Raw genomic sequence first — 23,114 nt, 5'->3', positions numbered from 1 at the left:
CTTGCGAAGGGATTCTATGCGTGTATTAGGGGTAAGGGACAATGGTGGGAAACCCAAAGTTATCCACTTATCCACATCCCCTACTACTACTATCTAATATATTTTTTAAAAATAAAATAAATATAATAGTAGTTAGGGTTGTGGAAAATGTGGATAACTTTGAGTTACTCAAGAAACACAAGAAAGAAATGTGGATTTTTTTGTCACCTGGTAGAGTCAGAGATCGTCTATAGAATGGATGTTCTGTTAAGTGGCTAAGAGAGAGCGGCGTTTTTATTTTTGTATGACCTTGTACCCGTGTTAGAATAATCTTAAGCCAGGAATCTACACTCTCCAGGTCGCACCCCCTGGTAGGTGGCATCTATGGCACACATGTTTGCAGTGCGCTATCCTCATGCTGTAGAATACCTGGGCACTACTACTTACCCACCTCATAAGCTATGTGCCACTATTTTCTCTGTGATGACCCGTTATATGTTTTGTAAGAGCAACATCTATCTTTGAGGGCCAGGAAATGACATCTATTATCGAAACTATCAAGGCTAAAGTTGACGTAGCCGAAGAGATCAGCCTGGTTGTTGCACTACACAAATCAGGAAAGACCTTGAAGGGACTCTGCCCGTTTCACAACGAGCGGACGCCTTCGTTCTATGTCTTTCCAGAGACCCAGACCTGGCGCTGCTTTGGCTGTAACGAGGGAGGAGACGTCTTCTCCTTTGTGCAGAAGCAGCAGGGCCTGGAGTTTCGCGAGACCCTAGAATACCTGGCCCAGAAGGCGGGTGTGGCGCTGGAGGAGCAGGAGAGTCATAACGCCGAGGCTTCGCGTGAGACGAGCGCGGCCAAAGAGCGCCTACGCCAGTTGAACGAGGATGCCTTGCTCTGGTTTCACCATATGCTTCTGCGCTCGCGTGAGGCAGAGGAGGCGCGCGCATATATTCAGAGCCGGGGTATCTCCGCGGATACCGTCATTACTTTTGGCTTAGGCTATGTACCCGACCAGTGGGATGGTTTATCGCGCTATCTGCTCAGTCGCGGCTATAGCGAGCGCGAGTTGGTTGTTGGAGGACTGGCACGTGAGCGAGAAATGGGTAGCTCTGACCGAAGTGGACGCGAGAGCGGCGAGGGAAATACAGAAAATGGCATCTATGATTACTTTAGAAACCGAATTATCTTTCCGATACGAGATATACGGGGACGCGTGATTGGCTTTGGTGGAAGAGCACTTGGAGACGGCAAACCCAAATATCTCAACTCGCCACAGACGCTGCTGTTTGAGAAAAATACAGTCTTATACGCCCTGGATATGGCGCGCGATGCAATAAAACAGGCCCGGCAAGTTATTATTGTCGAAGGATATGTCGATGCCATCATTGCTCACCAGTATGGTACCAGGCAAACCGTGGCCTGTATTGGTAGCGCGATCACCGAAAAGCACATTCAGCAACTGAAGAAGATGACCAAGCAAGTAACCCTGGCGCTGGACCCAGATGCGGCGGGAAGCGCTGCGACGGAGCATGGCATCCAGGAAGCCTTGAAGGGCTTTGATCGCACTGTTGTACCTGTGCCATTGCCTGCCGGAGCCGCTGATCGTCAATGGCCGCGAGAGGGGCGCAAGGGAGGCAATAATGTGCATGAGCAGAAGGGATCCTACGCTGGCAAGCAGCAGGCACGTGGGATTATTCGCCTGGAGGAACAGGTGGATGCGGAGATCAACGTGCTTCAGTTGCCCCTGGGTGAAGATCCTGATGAGTTTATCAGGCGTGACCATACCGCCTGGCTCTACGCTGTCGGCCATCCACTGCCCCTGGTAGACTACTTCTTTGTCGTCAAGACAGCGGACCTGGATATTCGTGAGCCAGTAGGCAAGACCGAGGCCGCGAAACGCTTGTTGCCAGTCATTGGCATGATCAGTGATCGTATTAAGCGTGACGCCTACATACGCAAGCTTGCAAGGCTTATTGCTATCGATGAGCGAAGTTTGTATGCTGAATTACAACATACCTTGAGGGAACAACGGGCGACGAGTGTTACTGCAACGTTCTCTGCTCCGTTAGACAAAAGGAACACTGATAGTGGGAAGGGATTTGGTAAAGAACAAGCAGGGTCAGTGCTTGGAGCACCACCCATTGGTGAACAAGGTCATCCAGGCAGCGGGCAGAAGAGGGAAGCAAGGACGAATGGTCTAGTCGGTGCACAGCGTCATGGTACCAGTGGTATACTTGACAGAGGTGAGGCGAATAGGCTAAAATGGGAGGACTACCTGATTGGGCTACTCCTACAAAATCCCGGATTAAGTCCCTATGTTTATGGTATAATAGACGATGGTGACTTCGCCGGGACAGATACGCGAGAGTTGTACCACATTCTCTATTCTGTGTATCAACAACGTGCTTCTTCCCCCTCACTTCAATCCTTTGATCAGTATGTGCCTGCCTCGTTATGGGACGCGCTCAATCGGGCGCGCGAATGCGTAGACATAGAGACTCCACGCGATGGAGCCGGACTGGTAAAAGAAGCGGTCCAGTGTGCGACGCGTCTGAAACGAGCAAGGCTTGTACAACTGAATACCGAATTGCAATTTCTCATACGCGAAGCCACTGCTGCTGGTGATGCACAAACGAGGAGACAGTTACAGCAGCGACTACTGGAAATTCACCGGCAGTTACACACGATTGATTCTGCAACACACCTGCAAGGCTAGTCCTACCTGGCCCTGTTGTGTATATGTTACTGTCGACAATTCAAGCAAGCGCAAATTATTTAGGCGCGGTATCATCTTTTTACATATAAGATCAGGAAACGGGATATTTCATCTTATCGTTTATGTCTGTACAGCACGTCCTGTTTTCTGAAGGGGGATGCCAGAATGGTGAATCGGGAACAAGAAGTTATGGATCGAGTACAAAGTGGGCATGTGAGTACGGGGTCATTGGGGAATGTTTTTGAAATAGAAACCTTTAAAGAGACTCTTTTAAACGATACGGAAAGTGTCTTTGATATTGAAGCCATTGGTCGTGCTCATCAAGAAGCAACTGGAAATGCCTCAAGTGCAGCTCTGGGCGCGGAGGGTGAGTCTTTCGATCTGTTTAAATTACAGGACGAAGAGTCTATGGACGCCCTGGACCCAAACAAAGAGCCGCCAGCAGACTGGGAGCCCAGCCCTGAGGAAATGAACGATGTAGACGCCGAGGTCCTGGCTGATCCCAAGTGGGAGGATTTACAGGATGGCTTCGGTATCGTTGTGGCCGACCTGGAAAGCAGCCTGGATGATCCCGTGCGTATGTACCTGCGCGAGATCGGGCGTGTACCCCTGCTGACGGCCCATGAAGAGATTCGCCTGGCTCAATTGATGGAGCGAGGAAAGGCCGAGCGCCTCAAGCCCGCGCCAAACTATCGCTATATCTCTGAGGGTGAAGAGGCACAGAAACGCCTGACAGAGGCTAACCTGCGCCTGGTCGTGAGCGTGGCGAAAAAGTATATTGGGCGCGGTATGAACCTGCTGGACCTCATCCAGGAGGGCAATATCGGCCTGATTCGCGCGGTTGAGAAGTTCGATTATAACAAAGGGTTTAAGTTTAGCACCTACGCGACCTGGTGGATTCGCCAGGCTATTACCCGCGCTATTGCAGACCAGGCCCGCACGATCCGTATTCCTGTCCACATGGTGGAGACGATCAACCGCCTGATCCGCATTAGCCGTCGCTTGCTGCAAGATCTTGGTCGCGAACCAACCTCGGAAGAGATCGCCGCTCAGATGGAGATCAGCGCGGAGAAGGTGCGTGAGATCATTAAGGTCAGCCAGGAGCCGGTGAGCCTGGAAACTCCCATCGGCGAGGAAGACGATAGCCACCTCGGCGACTTTATCGAGGATCATACGGCACTTGCCCCCGCGGACGCCGCGAGCCACCAGCTGTTGAAAGAGCAGGTGGAGGATGTACTCGATAGCCTGACTGAGCGCGAGCGCAAGGTCTTACAGTTGCGCTTTGGTCTCGACGATGGGCGTAGCCGTACCCTCGAAGAGGTCGGCAAGGAGTTTCATGTCACGCGCGAGCGCATTCGCCAGATCGAGGCCAAGGCCCTGCGCAAATTACGCCATCCAAGCCGCAGCCGCAAGCTGAAGGATTACCTGGATTAGTTGCTTGCTTGCCGGGCTTTGCCACTAGCAGGTACATCGCGCAGCAAATGGTAGCTAATTATAGCCAGTTGCCAGTTATAGCAATTCACAATGCCATGTGGCCGTATCCACGTGGTAAACATTGTTCCCCGATCACTAAAACGATAAGAGGCAGAGACACGTCGTCAGGAATATGCGGCGTGTCTCTGCTTGTCTTGGCTCGGGTCTGACCTATCGTTAAGACTCATCACTGCGTTCCATATCCACGCGAGCCACAATGTGGCGAGAAGTCCCGTCCAAAGGAATGGCAAACTATGCATGTGAAACGCAATCCTGAAGCCGAGTTTTTACGTGAAGAGATCGCAAAGGAGCGCGCCGCGCAAAGGCGGCGCGGCCTGCGGGCAATGATAATCTTTGGCGCGACACTCTTCCTCTGCTCACTGACCACGTTACGTGCGCTCTTTACTCAGCAGCCCCTGGTTGTACCACTCTTCCTCCTCCTTCTCATGGGATTGCTGATCTGGGGTATTTATAACGGTATGTGTAACTATCGGACAGGCAAGTCACCTATTGCGACGATAGATATTGAGGAGCGTAGACTCCAGGAGCGCGCCTTCCTCTTTGCCTCGGCCCAGGGCCAGGTCCCATGCACGTTGGGTCTACCTAGCCTCATCACAAAGGGCGTGCTTGCGCTTTTCTGCCTGGGCTGGGTGACTGACCTGCTTGTTCTCTATGGGACGAGCCAGGGAATCGCCACGTTCGCCATCATTTTCCTCTTTCCCCTGGGAGTTCTCCTGGTCAGTGTAACCATTAGAGACTGGCTGAGGCGCCGTAGGTTGTTACGCGAGAGCGCCGATATCCTCGCCGAACGCCTCATGCTCGGCGAGATCACCGAGGGCCAGGATGCAGAATGACAGTTTGCCATTCCAAATAAAAAGTACCTTGCTACTTTTTATTTAAGAGAAAGAATAAAGAAGATATATCATTAAGCCATACCGTGAATCAAGTATCTACTCAGGACTTCTCGCCACTACGTGTCTCGCAGGGGTCAGGGGTGTGGTGCTGGGCTGGCTCTGCCAGCCCAGCACCACACCCCTGACCCCTGCGAGGCGTCTTCGACGCAGAGACCACCTTACTACGGTATGGTCGGCAGGAAGACTGACTCTGCCAGCCTTCCTACCGACCATACTTTACTTTATGCGAAGTGCCGCAGGCGCTGAGGAGTGTAGAAACAGCCAGAAGACAATCATGAGAAGTGCCAGGAGGATAACAAAGGGAAGCAATGCCCAGAGTCCAAGAAGTTGCGCGATATTCCCTGTGAGCCAGGGGAAGAGCGCGGCCCCCATACTGCCCAGGCTGGCCAGAAAACCAATGCTGCTGGCCAGGAGACGTGAGGGCACAAGGTCTGACATGATAGAGATAGTGGTGGGAAACATTGGCCCCAGGCTAAAGCCCGCAACGAAGAGTCCAATGGCTGCGCATATCGCCGAGGGAATAAGCCAGACCAGCAACAAACTACCGCCAAAGCCCCCGAGGCAGATCAGGATCACACGTTTTGCGCCCAGGCGCTGTGTCAGGTGGGCCAGCGCAACGCGACCAGCGGTTAAGCCAAACCAGTAGCCACTGACAAGGGTGCCCATAAGCACGACGTCTCCATGGCGCTCCTCGGTCAGAAAGCTATAGCTCCAGGCGCCCAGAGTGACCTCCGCACCGACATAGAAGAGTAGAAAGAGGGCTGCGAACCAGACGACACGCAGTTTAAGCGCTTGAACAAGTACATTGCCCTGCCCTTCTTCGTTTGTCCCCTCGACGGGTGCCGTAATGGGGGTACGTCTCAAGATGAGCCAGAGGCAGAGTATGCCAAGGAGTCCTGCCCCAGCCCACAACATATAGATCACATTCCAATTTTGTCTGAGCGCAAAGAGACCTGTCGCCGTGAGAGGTCCTAGCCAGGCCCCGATGCCATAGAAGGCATGGAAGTAGTTGAGCAGGGCCGAGCTACGCGGAAGGCTGGCGATGAAAGTGTTGAGGCCCGCGTCAAGCATGGCGATGCCAAAGCCAAGAATCAGGACACAGGGTAAGAGCAAGAAGAAAAACGGTTGTAGACTGGTAAGCGCTGCTCCCAGGATAAGCAGTCCTGCCCCGGTCATCAATGCGCGCTCTTTGCCTATCTTCTCGATAATCAGGCCATTGCTAAAGGCAGCGCAGAGATAGCCCAGGGTACTAAATAGGAAGATCAGGCTGACTATAGAATTATTGAGCGCATAGTGTATGCGTACATGAGGGAGCAGTACGCCAAAGGCACCATCGTTTGCCCCAATGAGCAAAATCAGGAAGAAGGCGATTGCGATATGTAGAGTGAACGAAGAGGGAGTACGTCTGCTGTTTGGAGTCGTCTGATCTGTTGAAATCACGCGAATTTTTCCTATCCATTTGTTATATGGCTACCTATGCTTGACTATGTAGATATAAACGCAATATAATGCACAATCAAGATGATAACCGCAAAGTTTCCCTTTGTCAATGCATGTTTATGCGGTTTTAAGGAGATGTAAAAGAGAACCATGTTAAAGGAGCAGCGTCAGCAGCGTATTCTGGATATGCTGCATAACGAGGGAAGTGTGCTGGCCTCAGAGCTGAGCGAGGCGCTGGTGGTTTCGGAGGATACGATACGCCGCGATTTGCGCGACTTGTTTGAGGCAGGTCTAATCCAGCGCGTACATGGTGGAGCGCTACTGCGCGCCCCACGTATGGATTATATCAAACGCCAGGAAGAGGAGATCGCGCAAAAGGATGAGATTGCTAGAGCTGCAGCCAGGTTGGTAAGGAGTGGACAGGTAATTGTCATGGATGGGGGAACCACGACGCTACAGGTGGCGCGCTACCTGCCGCGTGATCTACGGGCTACGATAGTAACAAATAGTCCACCAATTGCCGTTGAGCTGAGCGGGCATCCAACGGTTGAGGTCGTGCTGCTGGGTGGAAGACTGCATAAGGCTTCTCAGGTGACGGTGGGGGTTGAGACGGTGGAGGCCCTGCGAACCTATCAAGCAGATATATGTATGCTAGGGGTATGTAGTCTGCACCTGGAGGTAGGTATCTGTGCTCCTGAACTGGACGAAGTCTACGTCAAGCGGGCAATGATCGCCAATGCGGCGGAGGTCGTGGCGCTGGCATCGGCGAAGAAGTTAAACACGGCCTCTCCGTTTGTCGTCGCGCCGCTCAGAGAGGTGACCCACCTGGTCACAGAGTCTTCAGTTCCCGAGGAGGTACTTAAAGACTATCGCTATCTGGGTATCACCACGATACGTGGTGATCTGCACACGAGCAATGTCTAAGCCTGAGACGTGCCCTTCTTCTATCAGGCGGGTTCAAATAAATCATAGAGGCGCTGCGCCAGGCGCAGATCACCGCGAAATCTCATACGTCCCAACACGAGAGCGCGCCGCAGGCTGGACTCTTTTGTAAAGCAGGAGCACATGGCTTCAGCACCAGGATGCCAGATGGTGAGCGTAGGACGCTCTACATGGCCTTTGTCGGCGTATGCTCCCTGTGGTGTGAGCGTAAGGGTCCACTGACCGCCAGCGGGTCCCTGGATGTCGTAGTTGATGGTGGCGTGAAGGTCGCGCTCGCGTTCACGCCAGTACAGAAAGGTGAGCATCTGGAAGAAACGCGTGAGGTTACGCTGCAAGAAGTCAGGCGCATAGGTGTTCCAGAGTGGAGGTCTGCTCGCCGCCACCGTAAGCTGCTGAGCATGAATAATGGCTGGATGAACTAGTTGAGTACCGATGAGTTCAATAATGGTGGGTGGGCGATCAAAAAAGGCAATGGCCGTTGGACGCATCAGGTCGACGTTTGAGAGCATAGGGATGAGAAGGGCGGTCTGACGGAGCGCTTGCGCGAGCTGCTCAAGTAATCGGGTGGGTGGAAGGTGATGTCTCGTGGCGATATCTTCTTTTTGCAAGGCAGGCAATTCATAACGGCGCGTCACATTGACGCGAGCAAAACGCTCACCAGTGAGCGCTTTTTCTATGGTCTGCAAATACAGTTCCGCTGTGGTTGTGACATGAGCCAGTGTTTCATGCATTGTCCAGCCTGCCCCATGTTTCTCTGTGGGGCGCGTCCAGCTTTTCGTTGGTATTGCATCCAGGCTCTGGGTAAGTATGAGCGCAAGCTGCTCCAGATCGCCCACAAGATGTTCTGGCGCGAAGGCAGGTGTGCTGAGCAGGGGAGAAGGGTGTGCCTGTACCATGTATGACCTCTGTATGATGCCTATTTTCGTGATCTTTTACCCGTTCTTGACGATATAACCATCTTAGCATATGAGAGAACATGTGTGTAGAGTACCGTCCCCAAAAGAATGCAGTCAGGCTCGTCCTCCTAGTGACAAGCCTGACTGCATTCTGATCGATAAGTTTATTGCTATTTTAGTGGCGAACTTGGCGGCTGTTGCGGACGATATTGATAAAGTCGGGTTTGAGGCTGGCTCCGCCGACGAGGGCGCCATCGATATCTGGGTAGGCCATGAATTCGGCGATGTTGTCCGAGGTCACGCTGCCACCGTAGAGGATGCGTACTACTGAGGCGGCCTCGGCTCCATAGATCGCCTGGTACTCCTGGCGAATCTGGCGAATAACGTTGTTGGCGATCTCGCCGGTCGCGGCCTTGCCTGTGCCAATGGCCCAGATGGGTTCATAGGCAATCACGATCTCACGAGCCTGCTCGGACGTGAGATTAGCTAGGCTGGCCCGTACCTGGGTAGTGATGATGTGGGCTGTCTCACCGCTCTCGTGCTGCTGCTCATTCTCGCCGATGCACACGATGGGTCTGAGTTCATGGCGTAGCGCGGCCAGAGTCTTTTTGTTTACCAGTTCATCGGTCTCACCGAAATATGTGCGGCGTTCGGAGTGGCCGAGAATGACGGTCGTGCAAAGCTCATGTACCATATTAGGAGAGATCTCGCCTGTGAAGGCCCCTTTCTCCTCAAAGTACATGTTCTGGGCGCCAAGCTCTATCTGGGCCGAGCTCGCGGCATCGGGAATATCTAGCACGGCGCGTACAGCTGCCAGGGAGATGGCGGGTGGACAGAGGATACACAGCGGCGAGCCAGGGGCTTGAAGAGCCTCTGACAGGGCTGGCTGGATCTCCTGTACAAATTTCGCGGCCTCTCGCGGCCCATAATTCATCTTCCAGTTGCCCGCAATAATGGCGGTACGGCCAGTTGAGGATGCAGTCATATAATCTATACCCCTTTGTATAAGTAATTCTAATGATTGTCACACGAATAGAGTCGGATCACATGTGTGATCCGACTCTATTATCATAAACACTGGACTAGCGATCTTGCAAGGCTGCTACGCCTGGTAGGATCTTGCCTTCGAGGAACTCGAGGGAGGCGCCACCACCCGTGGAGACGTGTGACATCTTCTGCGCGGCCCCGGCCTGCTCGACTGCGGCGGCGGAGTCGCCACCACCAATGATGGTTGTGGCACCCTCGGCGGTACGACGGCCCAGGATCTCAACCACGGCATTGGTGCCCTTCGCGAAGGCGGGCATCTCAGCTACACCCAGCGTACCATTGAAGATGATCGTCTGCGCCGAGGCCAGGGCCCGCGCAAACTGTTCGACGCTTGCGGGACCGATATCGAGGATGCGCCAGTCTGTTGGGACTTTCTGGCTCGCCACAACCTTTGCATTGGCATCGGGCGCGAAGCGATCCGCGATCACAACGTCGCCTGGTAGGAGAAACTCGATACCGCGCTGGCTGGCCTTAAGCATAAGGTTGCGTGCCACATCCAGCTTGCTGTCCTCGACGAGCGATTCACCAATCTCCAGGCCCTGGGCCTTGAGGAAAGTGTTCGCCATGCCGCCGCCGATCAGGATGCCATCGGCGATGGCGATGAGGCGTTCCAGGACCGCGATCTTATCGGAGACCTTGGCCCCGCCCACAATGGCTTTAAAGGGGTGGCGCGGGTTCTCCAGCGTAGAGCCAAGATAATTGAGTTCTTTCTCCATCAGGAAGCCAGCGACACCGGGTAGGTAGTGCGTCACGCCTTCGGTTGAAGCGTGGGCGCGATGTGCGGTGCCAAAGGCATCGTTGACGTAGAGATCACCCAGTTCCGCCAGTTGGCGCGCGAAGGCTGGATCATTCTCCTCCTCTTCCTTATGGAAGCGCAGGTTTTCCAGCAAGAGCACCTCTCCGGGTTGCAGGGCCTGAGCCTCGAAGAGTGCCTCGGCGCCAACGCAGTCCGACGTGGTCTTCACTGGCTGCTGGAGTAGCTCGCTTAAGCGCTGGGCCACCGGGCGCAGGCGCATGGATTCTACGGCTTTTCCCTTGGGGCGGCCCAGGTGCGACATCAGAATCAGCGACGCACCATGTTCAAGCAGGTAGCGCAGCGTCGGCAGCGCGGCGGTGATACGGATATCATCGGTGATTCGCTGGTTCTCGTCCAGGGGCACGTTGAAATCAACGCGCACCAGGACTCGCTTACCAGCGACATCAATATCACGAATCGTTTTCTTGTTCATGGACTAGAAGCCCTTTTGGCCGATGAAGTGCGCCAGGTCCCCAACGCGGCAGGAGTAGCCCCACTCGTTGTCGTACCAGGAGACGACCTTAACCATGTTATCGCCAAGCACCATCGTGGATTCTCCATCAATAATGGAGGAGTGCGGGTTGCCACGGAAATCACTGGAGACCAGAGGCTCGTCGGTGTAATCGAGAATGCCCTTCAGAGAGCCGGCTGCGGCTTCCTTGAAGGCGTTATTGACTGCCTCTTTGCTCAGGGGTTTCTGTGTGGTTGCCACGAAGTCGACGACCGAGACCGTGATGGTGGGAACGCGTAGGGACATGCCATCGAAGCGACCCTTTAGCTCTGGAATGACCAGGGCCAGGGCGCGGGCGGCACCGGTCGTGGTTGGAATGATATTGGCAGCGGCGGCACGCGCGCGGCGCAGGTCCTTGTGAACCTGGTCAAGGATGCGCTGGTCATTGGTGTATGAGTGAATGGTGTTCATCATTCCACGCTCGATACCGAAGGTATCATTGAGCACTTTGGCGGCTGGCGCAAGACAGTTGGTGGTGCAGGAGGCGTTGGAGATAATATGGTGTTTGGCGGGATCGTATGTGTTCTCGTTCACGCCCAGCACCATCGTCAGGTCCTCGCCCTTGGCGGGAGCCGAGATGATCACTTTCTTGGCGCCACCGCGCAGGTGAGCGGCAGCCTTCTCGGCATCGGTGAAGAAGCCAGTGGACTCAATCACGACCTGCACGCCGAGGTCGCTCCAGGGAATCTGGGCCGGGTCACGCTGAGAAATAACTTGAATCTTATGACCATTGACGATCAGCGAGTCCTCTGTGGCCTCGACGGTGCCAGGGAAACGACCGTAGGTGGAGTCATACTTAAGCAGGTGAGCGTTGGTCTGTGTATCGGTCAGGTCGTTAATCGCAACGACCTCAATGTCCTCGGGGTGGCGTTCCAGCATGGCTTTCATAGACTGGCGACCAATGCGTCCAAAACCGTTGATACCTACACGAAGAGTCATATCCTAATTTCTCCTTTTTCATCTGAACGGTTACGAGTGTACTAACGAGCAGAGCAAACCGGTTTTTTTCAGCGCGCAGAGATAGCTGCAACGACTGAGTGTGCGTGTGTACGAATAAAAGTAGGTATGGCTATGACAGGGCTACAATCCGTCCATCATGGACTCCTGTCATAACACATAGTACTGATCGTGACAACCGGGTTTTAACTGCATGTAGTACCATGTCATCATTAACAAGGGGCGATGCGACAGTGCATCCAAAAAGAAACGCCAGTATGCTTGTCTTGATTTGCCCCGCACACCCAGGATGAGGAACTTACCTGATCCAACGCATTGTGTGCAAGATAATGGAAGTTATATCCTGGGAAGTATGGAAGGTGGTAAATGACAGGTGGCACAACCTGCTCTAGCTAGAGCCTTGTCAGCCAGCCTCCCTGCTCCCCTGGCAAGAACTTTGAAAAGTTCATAGCCCTCTACAGAGTACCATTTAGGACAACTGATATCAAGTAGGAATGTTTGGTGTACTCACGTTGTTCAACGTGGCATCGGATGTAGATGCGTCTTTAGAGCCTGTCGAGCCTGTCGAGGCTGTCGAGTTTGTCGAGTTTATCGAGTCTGTCGATGGTACAGGAAGAAAGCCGATTGAAAAGCGAATATAGGCATCGGTATAGCCAAAGCCCGAACCAGGGACTCCCGCGATGCCTGTCTTCTCAAAGAGCGAGAAGGCATCTTCTCCGGGAGCAAGCTTGCTCCAGTTATAGACGGTGGTGTCATCATCGACATAGATCTCTGCGAAGAGGGGTTGCTGGGTATTGATCTGGCGTAGCTGCTCAATGAAACGCTGGCGGCGCATACGATAGAAGGCGCGCAAATTCTCCATTAGCCAGGGGCGTTCTTGTAGGAGACGATAATAGGCCATGAAGCGCAGTTGCCACTCGCCGGGAAGAGAGGCCATGCCATTCGTCCAACTAGCGGCAATGGTGTTGGCGATAGCTGGATTCGCGCAGGTGACCCAGCCAAAGCGCTCGCCAGTCAGCGTACAGGTTTTTGAGAGGCTGCTAACAAAGAGTGTATGCTGGAGAATATCCGCGCCCTGGAAGGCCGACATGCGCTCCTGATCTAATTTTGGCTGACTGGTGCCGATATAGGCGAGGTCGGCCAGGACCAGGATCTCGCGCCCATCCTGCCAGTAGCGACGCAGCACATCATAGAGCGAGCGTAGCTCGGCGGCTGTAAAAGAGAAGGCGGTAGGATTATTACTGATGGTCAGGTAGACAACGCGAATATCTTCATGCTCCTGTAACAAGGCATCGAACTGGGAGCCAGTCAGCTTGAAGTGATGCTCCTCTGCCGTCTGGAAGCGATGTAGAGTATAGCCATAGGTGCGTGCCTGCCATTCGGGGACGCCAAAGCCTGGCTCAGGGAAGAGAATACCGATGCCTTCCGTGCTGTGTTGCTGAAAGTGGAGGGTCAGGCCGCGCAGGGTTTTATCGATGCCATCCATCGCGCCCAGGCTGGGGAGAATATGTTCATATGTAACTGGCAGGTTCCAGAGGGTAGCCATCTCGTTTGCCAGCCAGGAGCGGAGCACGGGATTACCAATGCCATAGATATCATAGATACGCAGATCAAAGCCCTGTTGCAGCAGGAGGCGCTCGCACTCTAGCATCTGCTCGCGAAGCCAGAGATAGGTCGAGCCGCTGGCGGTATAGCCAGAGGCCAGTTTCTCTCCAGGCAGAGCCACGCCCAGCTCGTCGGCCAGAAGGCGATAGTCACGCGAACCGCCTGGCTCATCCTCGCACTCGGTAATCAAGCGCACATTGATATCGCCAATCGTGCGATTGACAATCTCGGATATGATCACCTCTTCTGAGATATTATGCTGGCGGCAGGCCTTTTCCAGTTCTGTGACTATCCGTGCCATAATACGAATAGGTCCTGGCCCATCCTGCAAGAGAGGGCGATAATATTTAATAAGCTGACTGCGCAGTTCGCGCAGAGTAGCTCGTTGTTCTTCCTGATTCAAAGACGTGGTGGAAGGATCCACAGAGAGATCGTGGGTAACCATCATAGAATCGCGTCATACGGGGACCCCTCACTTCAGTCATGGGGAGGGGCATGACGCACTCCTTTCTGAATATATTCATACCCGTCATCACGATGGACACATCGCAGATATTTGGGGTGGATCTCTCTCTCCCCAAGACGAAATTGAGGTCGATGGCGAATCGCAATACGCCCTTCAAACGTCCCTTTGGGGGTCAGAGCTTTGACCATATCCCCTGTTTGATAGCCAAGAAATGTCTTTTTGCGTTGTTTGTGTTGCTTGGGAAATCCATATTTGTCAACGACACATATTTGTCGTGATCCATGTCCCATCGCTTTGATCTGCAAGGGGACAATTCCCGTATGAGTGAGTCCCACGGGCGTACTTTTGCCCACACACGCCGCATCCAGCCAATGGGTTTTGGGCAACCCTCTTGTGCTCCGATTGTATTTTGTCAAACCACCACTTCCACACTCGACAGGCAATCCCAAGACTTTGAGTCGTTCCAAGAGAGTCCTTCGCGTGGTATTGACCGCGCTCGCATCTTTGAGTGGCCTCTTGACCTGAGCGAGAATACGCTTCAGCACATCAGGCTTTTTCGCAAGAAACACGCGAATATGCTGTGTGCCCTTGGCCGTATTGCACGGCTCACATGCGAGAGTAAGATTACTGATTCTGTTTGTGCCACTTTTGGCACGAGGATGAATATGCTCAACTTGCAAAGGCACCTTTTGTTTGCCACAATAGGCGCATGTTCGCTCCCACTTCTCAAGCAAGTATTCTCTCACTTCATAGCCTTGAAGAGTCCCTTGCTGATATTCTACGCTTGTAATATTAGGATTTTCCATCTGTTGCAGGTCAAACTTGACCAGTTCCATGCTCAGAGCCGTCATGGGAGCCAAGCGACACAAACGCGCTACCCATGTGAGAATATTGGCAATCCGACTCTCTAAGGAGGGAGGCAACCATCCCTTCTTGCGCCTTCGATTCTGCCAGCGAGGCTTTCTATACCGAGTTTTGCGGTTGCGTCGGTTGCGACGGACCACACGACGATCATCAAGGCTGTCCTTAATGGCATGACCACGATGAGCAAGTTCAGCCGCAAAGACAATCTTGCCGTTGGCATCATCAACCACAGCAATTCCCGTAGTACGACTGCCAGGATCAAGTTTCAAACGTAATGGTTGCACCTGTGGTTCCTCTACGGCTCGTTTGAGCACAATAGTAAAGGGGTATCTTCGGTACACAGCGGCTTTCCCCTGCTTGAGTAAACGCCGCGCATATCCAGGATGCACAGGATCTAAGGGGGTATAATCCGTATCAATTACAAACACGTTGCTCATCATTGAGCCTCCTATTGCTAGGGTAATGGTTGCCTCGATAATGATAGTGGGCGGTACTGTTCCCTGAGCACGGCATAGACCCCGTTTTGCTGTTTAACCCAGAGATTCTAGAGCTACAGGCTGGCACGCACCCGTAGGTAGGACTTCAACGCTTCCCGACTATCGTAGCCCGATAACCCTCTGCCAAGACAAAGGATTCATGGCTGAATCTGAACAGGTCCAGGCTTGCTGACGCAAGCCCCTGCCCTTTTCAGGCAAGAGGGTACCTGACAAGATATACTCCCTTCATATGCGCGACATATGGCGCTTTATCCTGTTAGGGAGTGGTACCATCTTTATTGGTGGTACCATCTATATGAGTGTAGCACATGTGCTGTACGAGCGACAAGTAGATTTATAAGGCGATAGAAGCAGGCGTATCTTATATTTGAGCAAACATAAGTGTGCAATTTCAGGCGAAGAAAGCCCTGATGTTTCACGTGAAACATTTACTAACAAAAAGGAGTGCGGCTATGACGAGCATACAGGGGAAAAATGTTGTGATAACCGGGGGGGGACGAGGAATAGGGCGTGCCCTCGCCCTGGGCTTTGGGCGCGAAGGTGCCAGGGTATTGATACATTATGGGAAGAGCCGGGAGCAGGCCAAGGAAGTCGTGCGCGAGATACAAGCCAGCGGAGGGCTGGCGGATGCACTCCAGGCAGATATTAGCGATAGCGACCAGGCAACGGGTTTAGTCAAAGAGGCGGCGAAGTGCCTGGGCGAGATCGATATCTGGATTAACAATGCCGGAGCCAGCGCTAACTCTGCGGAGGCTGGAGGCTTAAACGAGATCCAACGCTTTGAGCGGATGATGCGTGTGGATGTCCAGGGGACATGGACATGTTGTCGCGAGGTAAGGCCGTATATGCGACCCAGAGGCTGTATTATCAACATAGGCTGGGATGGAGCGCTCTCAGGCGCGGCTGGCCTCACCAACCAGCTCTACGCCATGAGCAAAGGTGCGGTCATCTCCCTTACCCGTTGCCTGGCGGTCGAGTATGCTCCGGATATCCGCGTCAACTGTATCGCCCCTGGCTGGATCGAGAACACGTGGGCCAGAGAGCAGACCAGTTCCGCATTCTACCAGCGTGTCAAAGAGAGTATCCCCCTGAAGCGCTGGGGTCAGGCAGAGGATATCGTTGGTGTGGCCCTCTTCCTCGCCTCGCCCGCCGCCGCCTATATCACCGGCCAGATCTTGCCAGTTAATGGCGGCAGCGTTCGTCACTAAATGTTTCACGTGAAACATTTAGTGACGAACCATGTGTGGGACGACCGGGTTGTATTTGCTATGATACGGCGGATAATATGCCAGACGAACAGAGATCTGATACCCCCAAAGCTTTGCGCGCTCCAATCTATTCCCTGCCAGCATAAATGCCAGCCAGTTACCGACTTTACCCATGATAACGGGAATAGCACCTATGTATTGTCCTATTTTCAATGTTATCAGAAAAAGCAAAAGAGAAAACATCTATGATTACCGAGCCGAAGTTGGAGAATCGCAATGAGCAACGCTACGTGGCGATTCGAACCCATACCACCATGCAAGAATTGGATACCGTCATACAGCAACTCCGTGGGGAAGTGTTTGCCTGGTTGGGAAAGCGGAGTGTAGCCCCAGCAGGTGCGCCTTTCCTGCGCAATCTCGTTATTGATATGGAGGCGCTGCTCGATATTGAGGTGGGCATTCCTGTGGCGAGCGTCCCCTCCGCCAATGACCGCGTCACGGCAGGTGTTCTGCCGGCGGGTCGGTATGCCTCCCTCGTCTACACCGGGTGGGGCAGCGGCATCGAAGCCAATGCGGCGCTGCTGGACTGGGGAGCGAAGCAGGGCCTGGAGTGGGATGCCTGGGAAACGGAGCAGGGCCGGGCGTTTGGCGCGCGCCTGATGTCCTTCCTCACCGATCCAAACGAGGAGCCGGATCAAGCGAAATGGGAAACAGAAGTGGTGATTCGGCTGGCGGATCCTCAACCCCGGTAACTGTCTGTCACACATGTCAACTCGCAAGCGGACTGGCTTCTGTCTTGTTGAGAGACATCAAGCGGCGTGAAGCACTCGTTGCCGCAGAAGATCAAACCTCGCTTTGCCATATCCCGTCCCTTGAGACTCAAGAGCCAATACCGTCTCTGGAACAATTTAGTTTTCGAGAGTCCCTAAATGGTGAATTCACCACTAAAGCATGAGTCTACATATCAACGGAAAGATGGCCTGGGTGACCCTCCATACTCCGAAGAAGTTCGTCTCCATTGTGCGCCGGAGACCCTCATCGGATGTTTGTTCAAGAGATCCAAGATAGCCTTTTAGGTTTATATAGAGATCCGGCAGGCCTTTTGCTCTGTATGTCTTATCTATAAGTGGCATTCTACACCTTAGAGCGTGCTCCAAGTCAAGTAGCGCTGGGCAAGGAAAAATAGCATTGACTTGTAGGCCTCGGCCCAATGTTTCACGTGAAACAAGTGAAGTACCCCACGCCTAAAGGCGGAGGCTTCGACAGCGGCCTGTTCCCTGCGAAGAAGGTGCAGGCTGCTGTGGGGCGCTTCCCGCCCCGACCACCTTGCGGGTGGCTTTGCGTTTCTTGCTGGGTTGCTTCCGAGAAGGAAGCGGTCCTTGCTGTTCATAGCGGTGAAGGATGTTCCTGGCGGCGTTCTCATCTCGATCCAGCTCCGCTCCACACGTGGGACAGGAATGCCACCGCACCGAGAGCGCTTTAGGTACCAGAACACCACACCCGCTACACAGCTGACTCGTCTGCTGAGGCGCTACCTTCACCACCATGCCGCCAGCCTCTTCCGCTTTGCAGGCACATAACGTGATGAAACGACCCCAGGCCGCGTCGAAGATACTCTTGTTCAGACCGCTCTTGGCGGCTGCCCCATTGGGAAGGTAGCGCTCCACTCTCACCGCGCCATCTTCGGTCGGGGCTGCTTCCTCTTTCTTGGGCTTGGGCCTTGCCGTCATGTTGAGAATCTGTAACTCCTCGAAGACCAGGGTCCCATACCGGTCGACCAGGCGGCGTGAGGTCTGGTGCAGGAAGTCTTGCCGACGATGGCGCACCTTGCGGTAAAGCCGCGTGAGCTGCCGCTTGGCTCGGTTGCGTCGATGACTTCCCCGTTTACGCCGAGCCAGTGTGCGATGCGCAACCTTCATCTGCTGCTCGGTCGAGCGGTAGATGCGAGGATTGTCGATCTGCTCATCTGTGGAGAGCGTGGCATAGGAGGTGATGCCCATATCAATGCCCACCGTCTTGCTGGAGGGATGGACCGTCGTGGGATTGATGGCCTGCTCCACGCTGAAGACCGCATACCATTGGTCGCCGTCGTGCTTGATCGTGCACGTTTTGATGACCCCTTTGATGGTTCGATGCATCAGCATCTTGAGATGCCCGATCTTGGAGAGCGCCAACCGACAGGTTTTCTTCTTCTTCTTGTCGTGAGAGGTGAGGGCACCAAGGATCTCATAGCCACTCTGGGCATAGGTGAAGGAGTGATAGCGGTTGCCTGATTTGTAACGAGGGTAGCCTGGGATCTGGCCAAGAGCAACGCGACGAAAGAAGGCTTGCATGGCCTTGTCAAGGCGTCGGAGCACATCCTGCTGAACCTGGGAATGGATCTCGCGGTATTCGGGGCGTTCCTCTTTGATGGGAGGCAATTGGGCTGCCTGCATGCCATAGGAGACGGAGATCCCAGCCAGCTTGTAAGCAGCGGTGCGTTCTTCGAGGGCAGCGTTGTAGAGCTCTTTACAGCGCCGAGGCGTCCACAGAAGGGTGCCTTCTTGTTTGCGGGTGGGATACAGGCGATAGGCATAGGCTTTGACACGTACCGGCAAGGGTGTTTCCTCGATCTGCGGCAATGGCGTCTCATTCGCGTCTTCCATGCATCCCCTCCTCATACAGGGTTGTTGTGCCCCTGTGTGCTGAAACGCACTCACCGGTGTAGAACAAGATTTCAAGGAGGAGTATACAGCAGCGGCATGTTGCTGTCAAGGTCCCCGGCCCCTTCCACTCTCCCAACAAGGAGCGCCTCTGCGCATCCCCATGCATGAATGCAGGGGTCTTCAGAGGCGGCTCTTTCATCAAAGAGAGGCGATGTTTCACGTGAAACATCGCCTCTCTTTGATGAAAGAGCTTAGCCCTCTACAGGGAAGGCAAAGACGCCTTCTTGCAAAGCCTGGGCGATGATGGCGATATCGGGGGCCATCACGCGATCCTCCTCAAGCTTGGCGACATAGCGACGCACATGGTCATAGGCCTGTTGAACACCTGCGCCCGGCTTGAGTGGGAGACGGAACTCCAGCATCTGGGCCGCGCTGAGTAGCTCAATCGCGATCACCTGGCGCGCCAGTTCGAGCAGGCGCAGGAGTTTATGGGCACTGGTCACACCCATGCTCACAAAGTCCTCCATGCCAGCCGAGGTGGGTATTGAATCGATGCTGGCGGGATGGGCCAGAATCTTGATCTCATTGACCAGGGCTGCCGCCGCGTATTGTACAATCATAAAGCCCGAGTTGAGGCCCGGATTGGGTGTGAGGAAGAGGGGTGCGCCATTGGTATCCCACTCATGGGGACCCATCAGATTATAGACGCGGCGCTCAGAGAAACTGGCAAGTTGGGTCAGGGCAATGGCCAGGGTATCGAGGGCCAGGGCCAGGGGCTGACCATGGAAGTTGCCCCCACTCAGGATGTCGCCATCCTCGGGGAAGATCAGGGGGTTGTCGGTGACGGCGTTTAGCTCGCGCTCAAAGATTTGCTGACAGTAGTCTAATGCATCGCGTACTGCACCAATGACCTGGGGCGCACAACGCAGGGTATAGGGGTCCTGTACACGCAGACAATGCTCATGACTCTGGCGAATCTCGCTATCATGTAGCAACTGGCGTAGGCGTGTTGCCGTCACCTGCTGGCCATACTGGCCACGGCGGCGATGGATGCGTGGGTCCAGCGGTACATGGCTACCCATCAATCCCTCAATGCTCATCGCGCAGGCCACTTCCGCGCTCTCGACCAATGTGCGCGCATCATCCAGGGCCAGAATGGCGATGGCCTCCATCAAGTGCGTGCCATTGATCAGGGCCAGTCCCTCTTTCGCCTGAAGCGTCAGTGGCTCAAGGCCAGCCTGGCGCAGGGCCTCGCCGCCGGCGACTTTCTCTCCTTTATAGAGCGCCTCGCCCTCACCAATCAAGACCAGGGCCAGGTGGGCGAGGGGGGCCAGGTCACCGCTTGCACCCACCGAGCCACGCGATGGCACGACCGGAGTAATGCCATGATTAAGCAGTGCCAGCAACTGCTGCACAACCTCGACGCGCACACCAGAGTTGCCGCGCGCGAGACTAGCGGCGAGTAGCAAGGCCATCGCCCGCGTCACATCTTCACTCAACGGCTCGCCCACGCCGGCCGCGTGACTGCGCAGCAGGTTATGCTGAAGCTGAACAAGCTGATCCTGGGGTATGCGTACGCTGCTCAGGTGGCCAAAGCCGGTTGTCACACCGTAGACTTTGCGCCCCTCAGCCGCCGCCGCATCAACAACATCGCGCGCAGCCTGAATGCGCACGATAGCTGTGTCTTCAAGTTGCACAGGCATGGCGCGCCGCGCCACTCCTATGACCTCAGAGGGGGTAAGGGCCTCGCCAGTAATATGAACAATATCCACTGAAGAAATAGGCATGGTCTGCGCCATAGGTGACTGATTATTTTTCATTGTAGTATGTTTCTGCCTGGTCTTATGCTTCGCCATAGAAGATAATCCTTTCTGGCCTCATTGCCAGTCTGCCTTTGTAAAAATGTATGTTCTCCTTAGATGATAGCAGAAGTAAGCCTGCTCGTAAATGCATGTATGCTTACCGACAGGAAGGGATGTTTCACGTGAAACATCCCTTCTACTTGGAGTTGTTTGATCAGTTTTTCGAATCGCCTTATGGCATCTCAGTTACCACGGGGAGACGGAAGAAATCGGCGCTCGCCTGGGCTTGCTCACTCAACTCGAAAAGCGTGATGCCAGAGACGTAATTGTCTGAGACAACGAGATCACTCACAATATGAAAGCCCGCTTTCTCGATACCGCGCCCCGATGCTGCATTTTTGGGCAGGTAGCCAATCCAAAAGCGCTGAATCTGCTCTTCCTGGCGAATGATAGTCTGGAGCAGATGAGGATAGATGCCACGACCACGCCACTCTGTAACTGTAAGAAAACTATAGAGGTAGCAATTTTCAGGGGAAATGGCGAAGAACAGTTGAAGATCGGAAATGCTTCCCTCTTGTGTTGCCACCCAACCATAGGCGACTGGCGTATCGCCCATAAAAGCCAGATAAGGCCGATTGCCCGCCTGCAAACGGGCGGCGATGACCTGTGGGGAGCGATTGGTAAGCTGCGCGATCTCTTCTATATCTGTTGAGAGACGAGCGGAGAATGTTGGGAGAGGCGAGAGATCGGGTAGGGAATCTCTTCGCCACCATGTAGCGAAAGTCATGAAAAAAGTACCTCCTTGTAAGACACTACCAGTATACTTATCTCTCCCTCTAGAAAGCAAGCGGCAGGTTGTGATCTTACAAGCGTTCCCGAAAAAACACGACAGCGTTCCCATTCCAACGTGGAATTTCGGGAACGCTGTTCAATACTACCCAATGTTTCACGTGAAACATCACACTCTAAACAACCCGACAGTAGATGCATACGCTAATAGTATCGGGCTTTCTAGCTGGCTGCTGCATACCCTGAAGAGCATCAATGTGAGCTAACGCTTTCGTACGCATCCAGGGTGCGGAGAGCCTCTATGGTGACGCGACCTCGCCATTCGCTCTCGACCGTCGAGCTAATAGGATCCCAGGCGATAGGCCAGCCACCATCATCGCATTGGCGTTTGGCGAGAGCGGCCAGGTGTCTCTTGATAATATCATCGGTGAATAGGTGGCGGCAGAAGCAGCGTGGGTTTGGTGCCCAGTCTAGCGGCTTCTGCACATAGCCCTGGGCATGGGGATCGAGTTCAATGACGCCGGGCTGTGCGAGGCGAGTGGCGATACGCTGTAGCTTGTGCTCAGCGCGCTCCCGCTCTGAGGCATACTCTAGGAACGTGATCGCGGGCATTAATGTGTGGAAGTCAGTTGAATCTAGAGCTTCGATCTCTCGCCAGCAGAACGCGGACGCTGGCTCGATCCAGGGATGCTGGATGTCATGCTTGAGTAGCAGGCCAACTATCGCCGCAGTAGGATTGAGCGAGGCAGGCGGGTTAGCATCGACTGTCCACCAGGGAGCATGGGGATAGGCATTGACTGATGGCAGGGCGAACGGTACACCGCCCTCAGGGGTGGTAATAGTAGCCAGGTAATCACAGGCTCGTGTAACCATGTGATCATCCATCGCGTTAATGGCATCTAGAATGTGCAGAGCGAACTCAACATCTTGAGGTTGACTGGTGGGGCAGCGCTTATCTGGTTCTAGCGCGTTACCAAAGCCCCCGTCCTCATTCTGGTAAGCGTGGAGGGCAGCAAGTACAGGCTCCTTGCTGCCATTGGCGAAGAGGTAGGCGAACAGATTGCGCTCAAGAAGCCGGGCATGCAACCAGATAAATTCCTGGGCTTTGGCGAGACGTTGGCTACGGTTCATAGAGGCGTTCCTTTCTTCGATTTCATCCAGTACTGTGTGTTCCAACACAGGAAGTATAGATGAACCGAGTGACAACCCTATGTCAGCAGCGATCATGGCTTTATGAGATTCGCGAGATTGGTCTCTCATGTTTCACGTGAAACGTTGGTAGGCAGAGATGTCGTGATCAATTTGTTTAAGTGTTTGGGTTGCTACTCAAGTTAGCCAATAAATTCAGTAGGATTGTGCGCCGCTCCTGGGAGGTTAGCGGTGACGTGTTGACGCTGAAAAAGCCTGGGGCAAACTTTATGCTTTGCTGGTCCTCCTCTGATAAGACACGATAATCTCTTACCTCACCATTTCTGGAGCGCACACTTATAATCATGTCTGCATCTTGCTTACTTATAACCTCTCGACTACAGGCCCGTTCCCCGCCAGAAAATCAGTATCA

17 protein-coding genes are annotated in these 23,114 nt (G+C 53.9%); 6 read left to right on the top strand and 11 right to left on the bottom strand.

Annotated elements, in window-relative coordinates; genetic code table 11:
• Positions 1 to 514: 514 nt before the first annotated feature.
• The 3 genes from dnaG (at position 515) to KRAC_RS28400 (ending at position 5,028) form a co-directional block, all read left to right on the top strand.
• Positions 515 to 2,701, top strand: coding sequence for a DNA primase (dnaG, locus tag KRAC_RS62665; protein ID WP_007913241.1), 2,187 nt, complete (start codon positions 515 to 517; stop codon positions 2,699 to 2,701).
• A gap of 189 nt (positions 2,702 to 2,890) precedes the next feature.
• Positions 2,891 to 4,135, top strand: coding sequence for an RNA polymerase sigma factor RpoD (rpoD, locus tag KRAC_RS28405; protein WP_338010124.1), 1,245 nt, complete (start codon positions 2,891 to 2,893; stop codon positions 4,133 to 4,135).
• 293 nt (positions 4,136 to 4,428) lie between these two features.
• Entirely contained in the window at positions 4,429 to 5,028 is a 600-nt protein-coding gene (locus tag KRAC_RS28400) for a hypothetical protein (RefSeq protein WP_007913239.1), read from the top strand.
• A gap of 276 nt (positions 5,029 to 5,304) precedes the next feature.
• On the opposite strand, the gene KRAC_RS28395 is transcribed toward KRAC_RS28400, so the two are convergent.
• A complete protein-coding gene (locus KRAC_RS28395; protein WP_007913238.1) occupies positions 5,305 to 6,528 on the bottom strand; it encodes an MFS transporter in 1,224 nt (407 codons plus the stop codon).
• A 150-nt stretch (positions 6,529 to 6,678) separates the two neighbouring features.
• Here KRAC_RS28395 and KRAC_RS28390 point away from each other — a divergent pair, with 150 nt between their 5' ends.
• Complete coding sequence (locus KRAC_RS28390) at positions 6,679 to 7,452, top strand: DeoR/GlpR family DNA-binding transcription regulator (protein ID WP_007913236.1); 774 nt, start codon at positions 6,679 to 6,681, stop codon at positions 7,450 to 7,452.
• Positions 7,453 to 7,475: 23 nt separating this feature from the next.
• On the opposite strand, the gene KRAC_RS28385 is transcribed toward KRAC_RS28390, so the two are convergent.
• From KRAC_RS28385 to iscB, 6 genes are all read right to left on the bottom strand, one after another.
• A complete protein-coding gene (locus tag KRAC_RS28385) occupies positions 7,476 to 8,366 on the bottom strand; it encodes a maleylpyruvate isomerase N-terminal domain-containing protein (protein ID WP_007913234.1) in 891 nt (296 codons plus the stop codon).
• Positions 8,367 to 8,541: 175 nt separating this feature from the next.
• Positions 8,542 to 9,351 (bottom strand): triose-phosphate isomerase, encoded by an 810-nt coding sequence (gene tpiA, locus KRAC_RS28380; RefSeq protein WP_007913232.1) that lies wholly within the window; start codon positions 9,349 to 9,351, stop codon positions 8,542 to 8,544.
• A gap of 97 nt (positions 9,352 to 9,448) precedes the next feature.
• Positions 9,449 to 10,642: a phosphoglycerate kinase gene (locus tag KRAC_RS28375; protein WP_007913231.1), complete on the bottom strand. Its 1,194-nt coding sequence runs from the start codon at positions 10,640 to 10,642 to the stop codon at positions 9,449 to 9,451.
• Positions 10,643 to 10,645: 3 nt separating this feature from the next.
• The gene (gene gap, locus KRAC_RS28370; protein ID WP_007913230.1) at positions 10,646 to 11,659 is read right to left on the bottom strand and encodes a type I glyceraldehyde-3-phosphate dehydrogenase; all 1,014 of its coding nucleotides are present in this window, start codon (positions 11,657 to 11,659) and stop codon (positions 10,646 to 10,648) included.
• Between the two features lie 502 nt (positions 11,660 to 12,161).
• A complete protein-coding gene (locus KRAC_RS28365) occupies positions 12,162 to 13,730 on the bottom strand; it encodes a pyridoxal phosphate-dependent aminotransferase (RefSeq protein WP_007913229.1) in 1,569 nt (522 codons plus the stop codon).
• A 29-nt stretch (positions 13,731 to 13,759) separates the two neighbouring features.
• Positions 13,760 to 15,049 (bottom strand): RNA-guided endonuclease IscB, encoded by a 1,290-nt coding sequence (iscB, locus tag KRAC_RS28360; RefSeq protein ID WP_007913228.1) that lies wholly within the window; start codon positions 15,047 to 15,049, stop codon positions 13,760 to 13,762.
• Between the two features lie 512 nt (positions 15,050 to 15,561).
• Here iscB and KRAC_RS28355 point away from each other — a divergent pair.
• Positions 15,562 to 16,317: an SDR family NAD(P)-dependent oxidoreductase gene (locus KRAC_RS28355; RefSeq protein ID WP_007913227.1), complete on the top strand. Its 756-nt coding sequence runs from the start codon at positions 15,562 to 15,564 to the stop codon at positions 16,315 to 16,317.
• Between the two features lie 245 nt (positions 16,318 to 16,562).
• The gene (locus tag KRAC_RS28350) at positions 16,563 to 17,069 is read left to right on the top strand and encodes a GyrI-like domain-containing protein (RefSeq protein ID WP_007913226.1); all 507 of its coding nucleotides are present in this window, start codon (positions 16,563 to 16,565) and stop codon (positions 17,067 to 17,069) included.
• 492 nt (positions 17,070 to 17,561) lie between these two features.
• Here KRAC_RS28350 and KRAC_RS28340 read toward each other — a convergent pair whose 3' ends face one another.
• The 4 genes from KRAC_RS28340 to KRAC_RS28320 all read right to left on the bottom strand — a co-directional run bounded on the left by KRAC_RS28340 (position 17,562) and on the right by KRAC_RS28320 (position 22,684).
• Positions 17,562 to 18,962, bottom strand: coding sequence for an RNA-guided endonuclease InsQ/TnpB family protein (locus KRAC_RS28340; protein WP_007913224.1), 1,401 nt, complete (start codon positions 18,960 to 18,962; stop codon positions 17,562 to 17,564).
• Between the two features lie 251 nt (positions 18,963 to 19,213).
• Complete coding sequence (gene hutH, locus KRAC_RS28330) at positions 19,214 to 20,761, bottom strand: histidine ammonia-lyase (protein WP_420795830.1); 1,548 nt, start codon at positions 20,759 to 20,761, stop codon at positions 19,214 to 19,216.
• Positions 20,762 to 20,996: 235 nt separating this feature from the next.
• Positions 20,997 to 21,551, bottom strand: a complete 555-nt coding sequence (locus KRAC_RS28325; protein WP_007913205.1) for an N-acetyltransferase — start codon at positions 21,549 to 21,551, stop codon at positions 20,997 to 20,999.
• A 254-nt stretch (positions 21,552 to 21,805) separates the two neighbouring features.
• On the bottom strand, positions 21,806 to 22,684 hold the full coding sequence (locus KRAC_RS28320) for a hypothetical protein (protein ID WP_007913203.1): 879 nt from the start codon (positions 22,682 to 22,684) through the stop codon (positions 21,806 to 21,808).
• Positions 22,685 to 23,114 lie beyond the last annotated feature (430 nt).

This window comes from Ktedonobacter racemifer DSM 44963 (assembly GCF_000178855.1).
Lineage (GTDB): Bacteria > Chloroflexota > Ktedonobacteria > Ktedonobacterales > Ktedonobacteraceae > Ktedonobacter > Ktedonobacter racemifer.
This window is presented reverse-complemented; position numbering and strand designations above follow the sequence as displayed.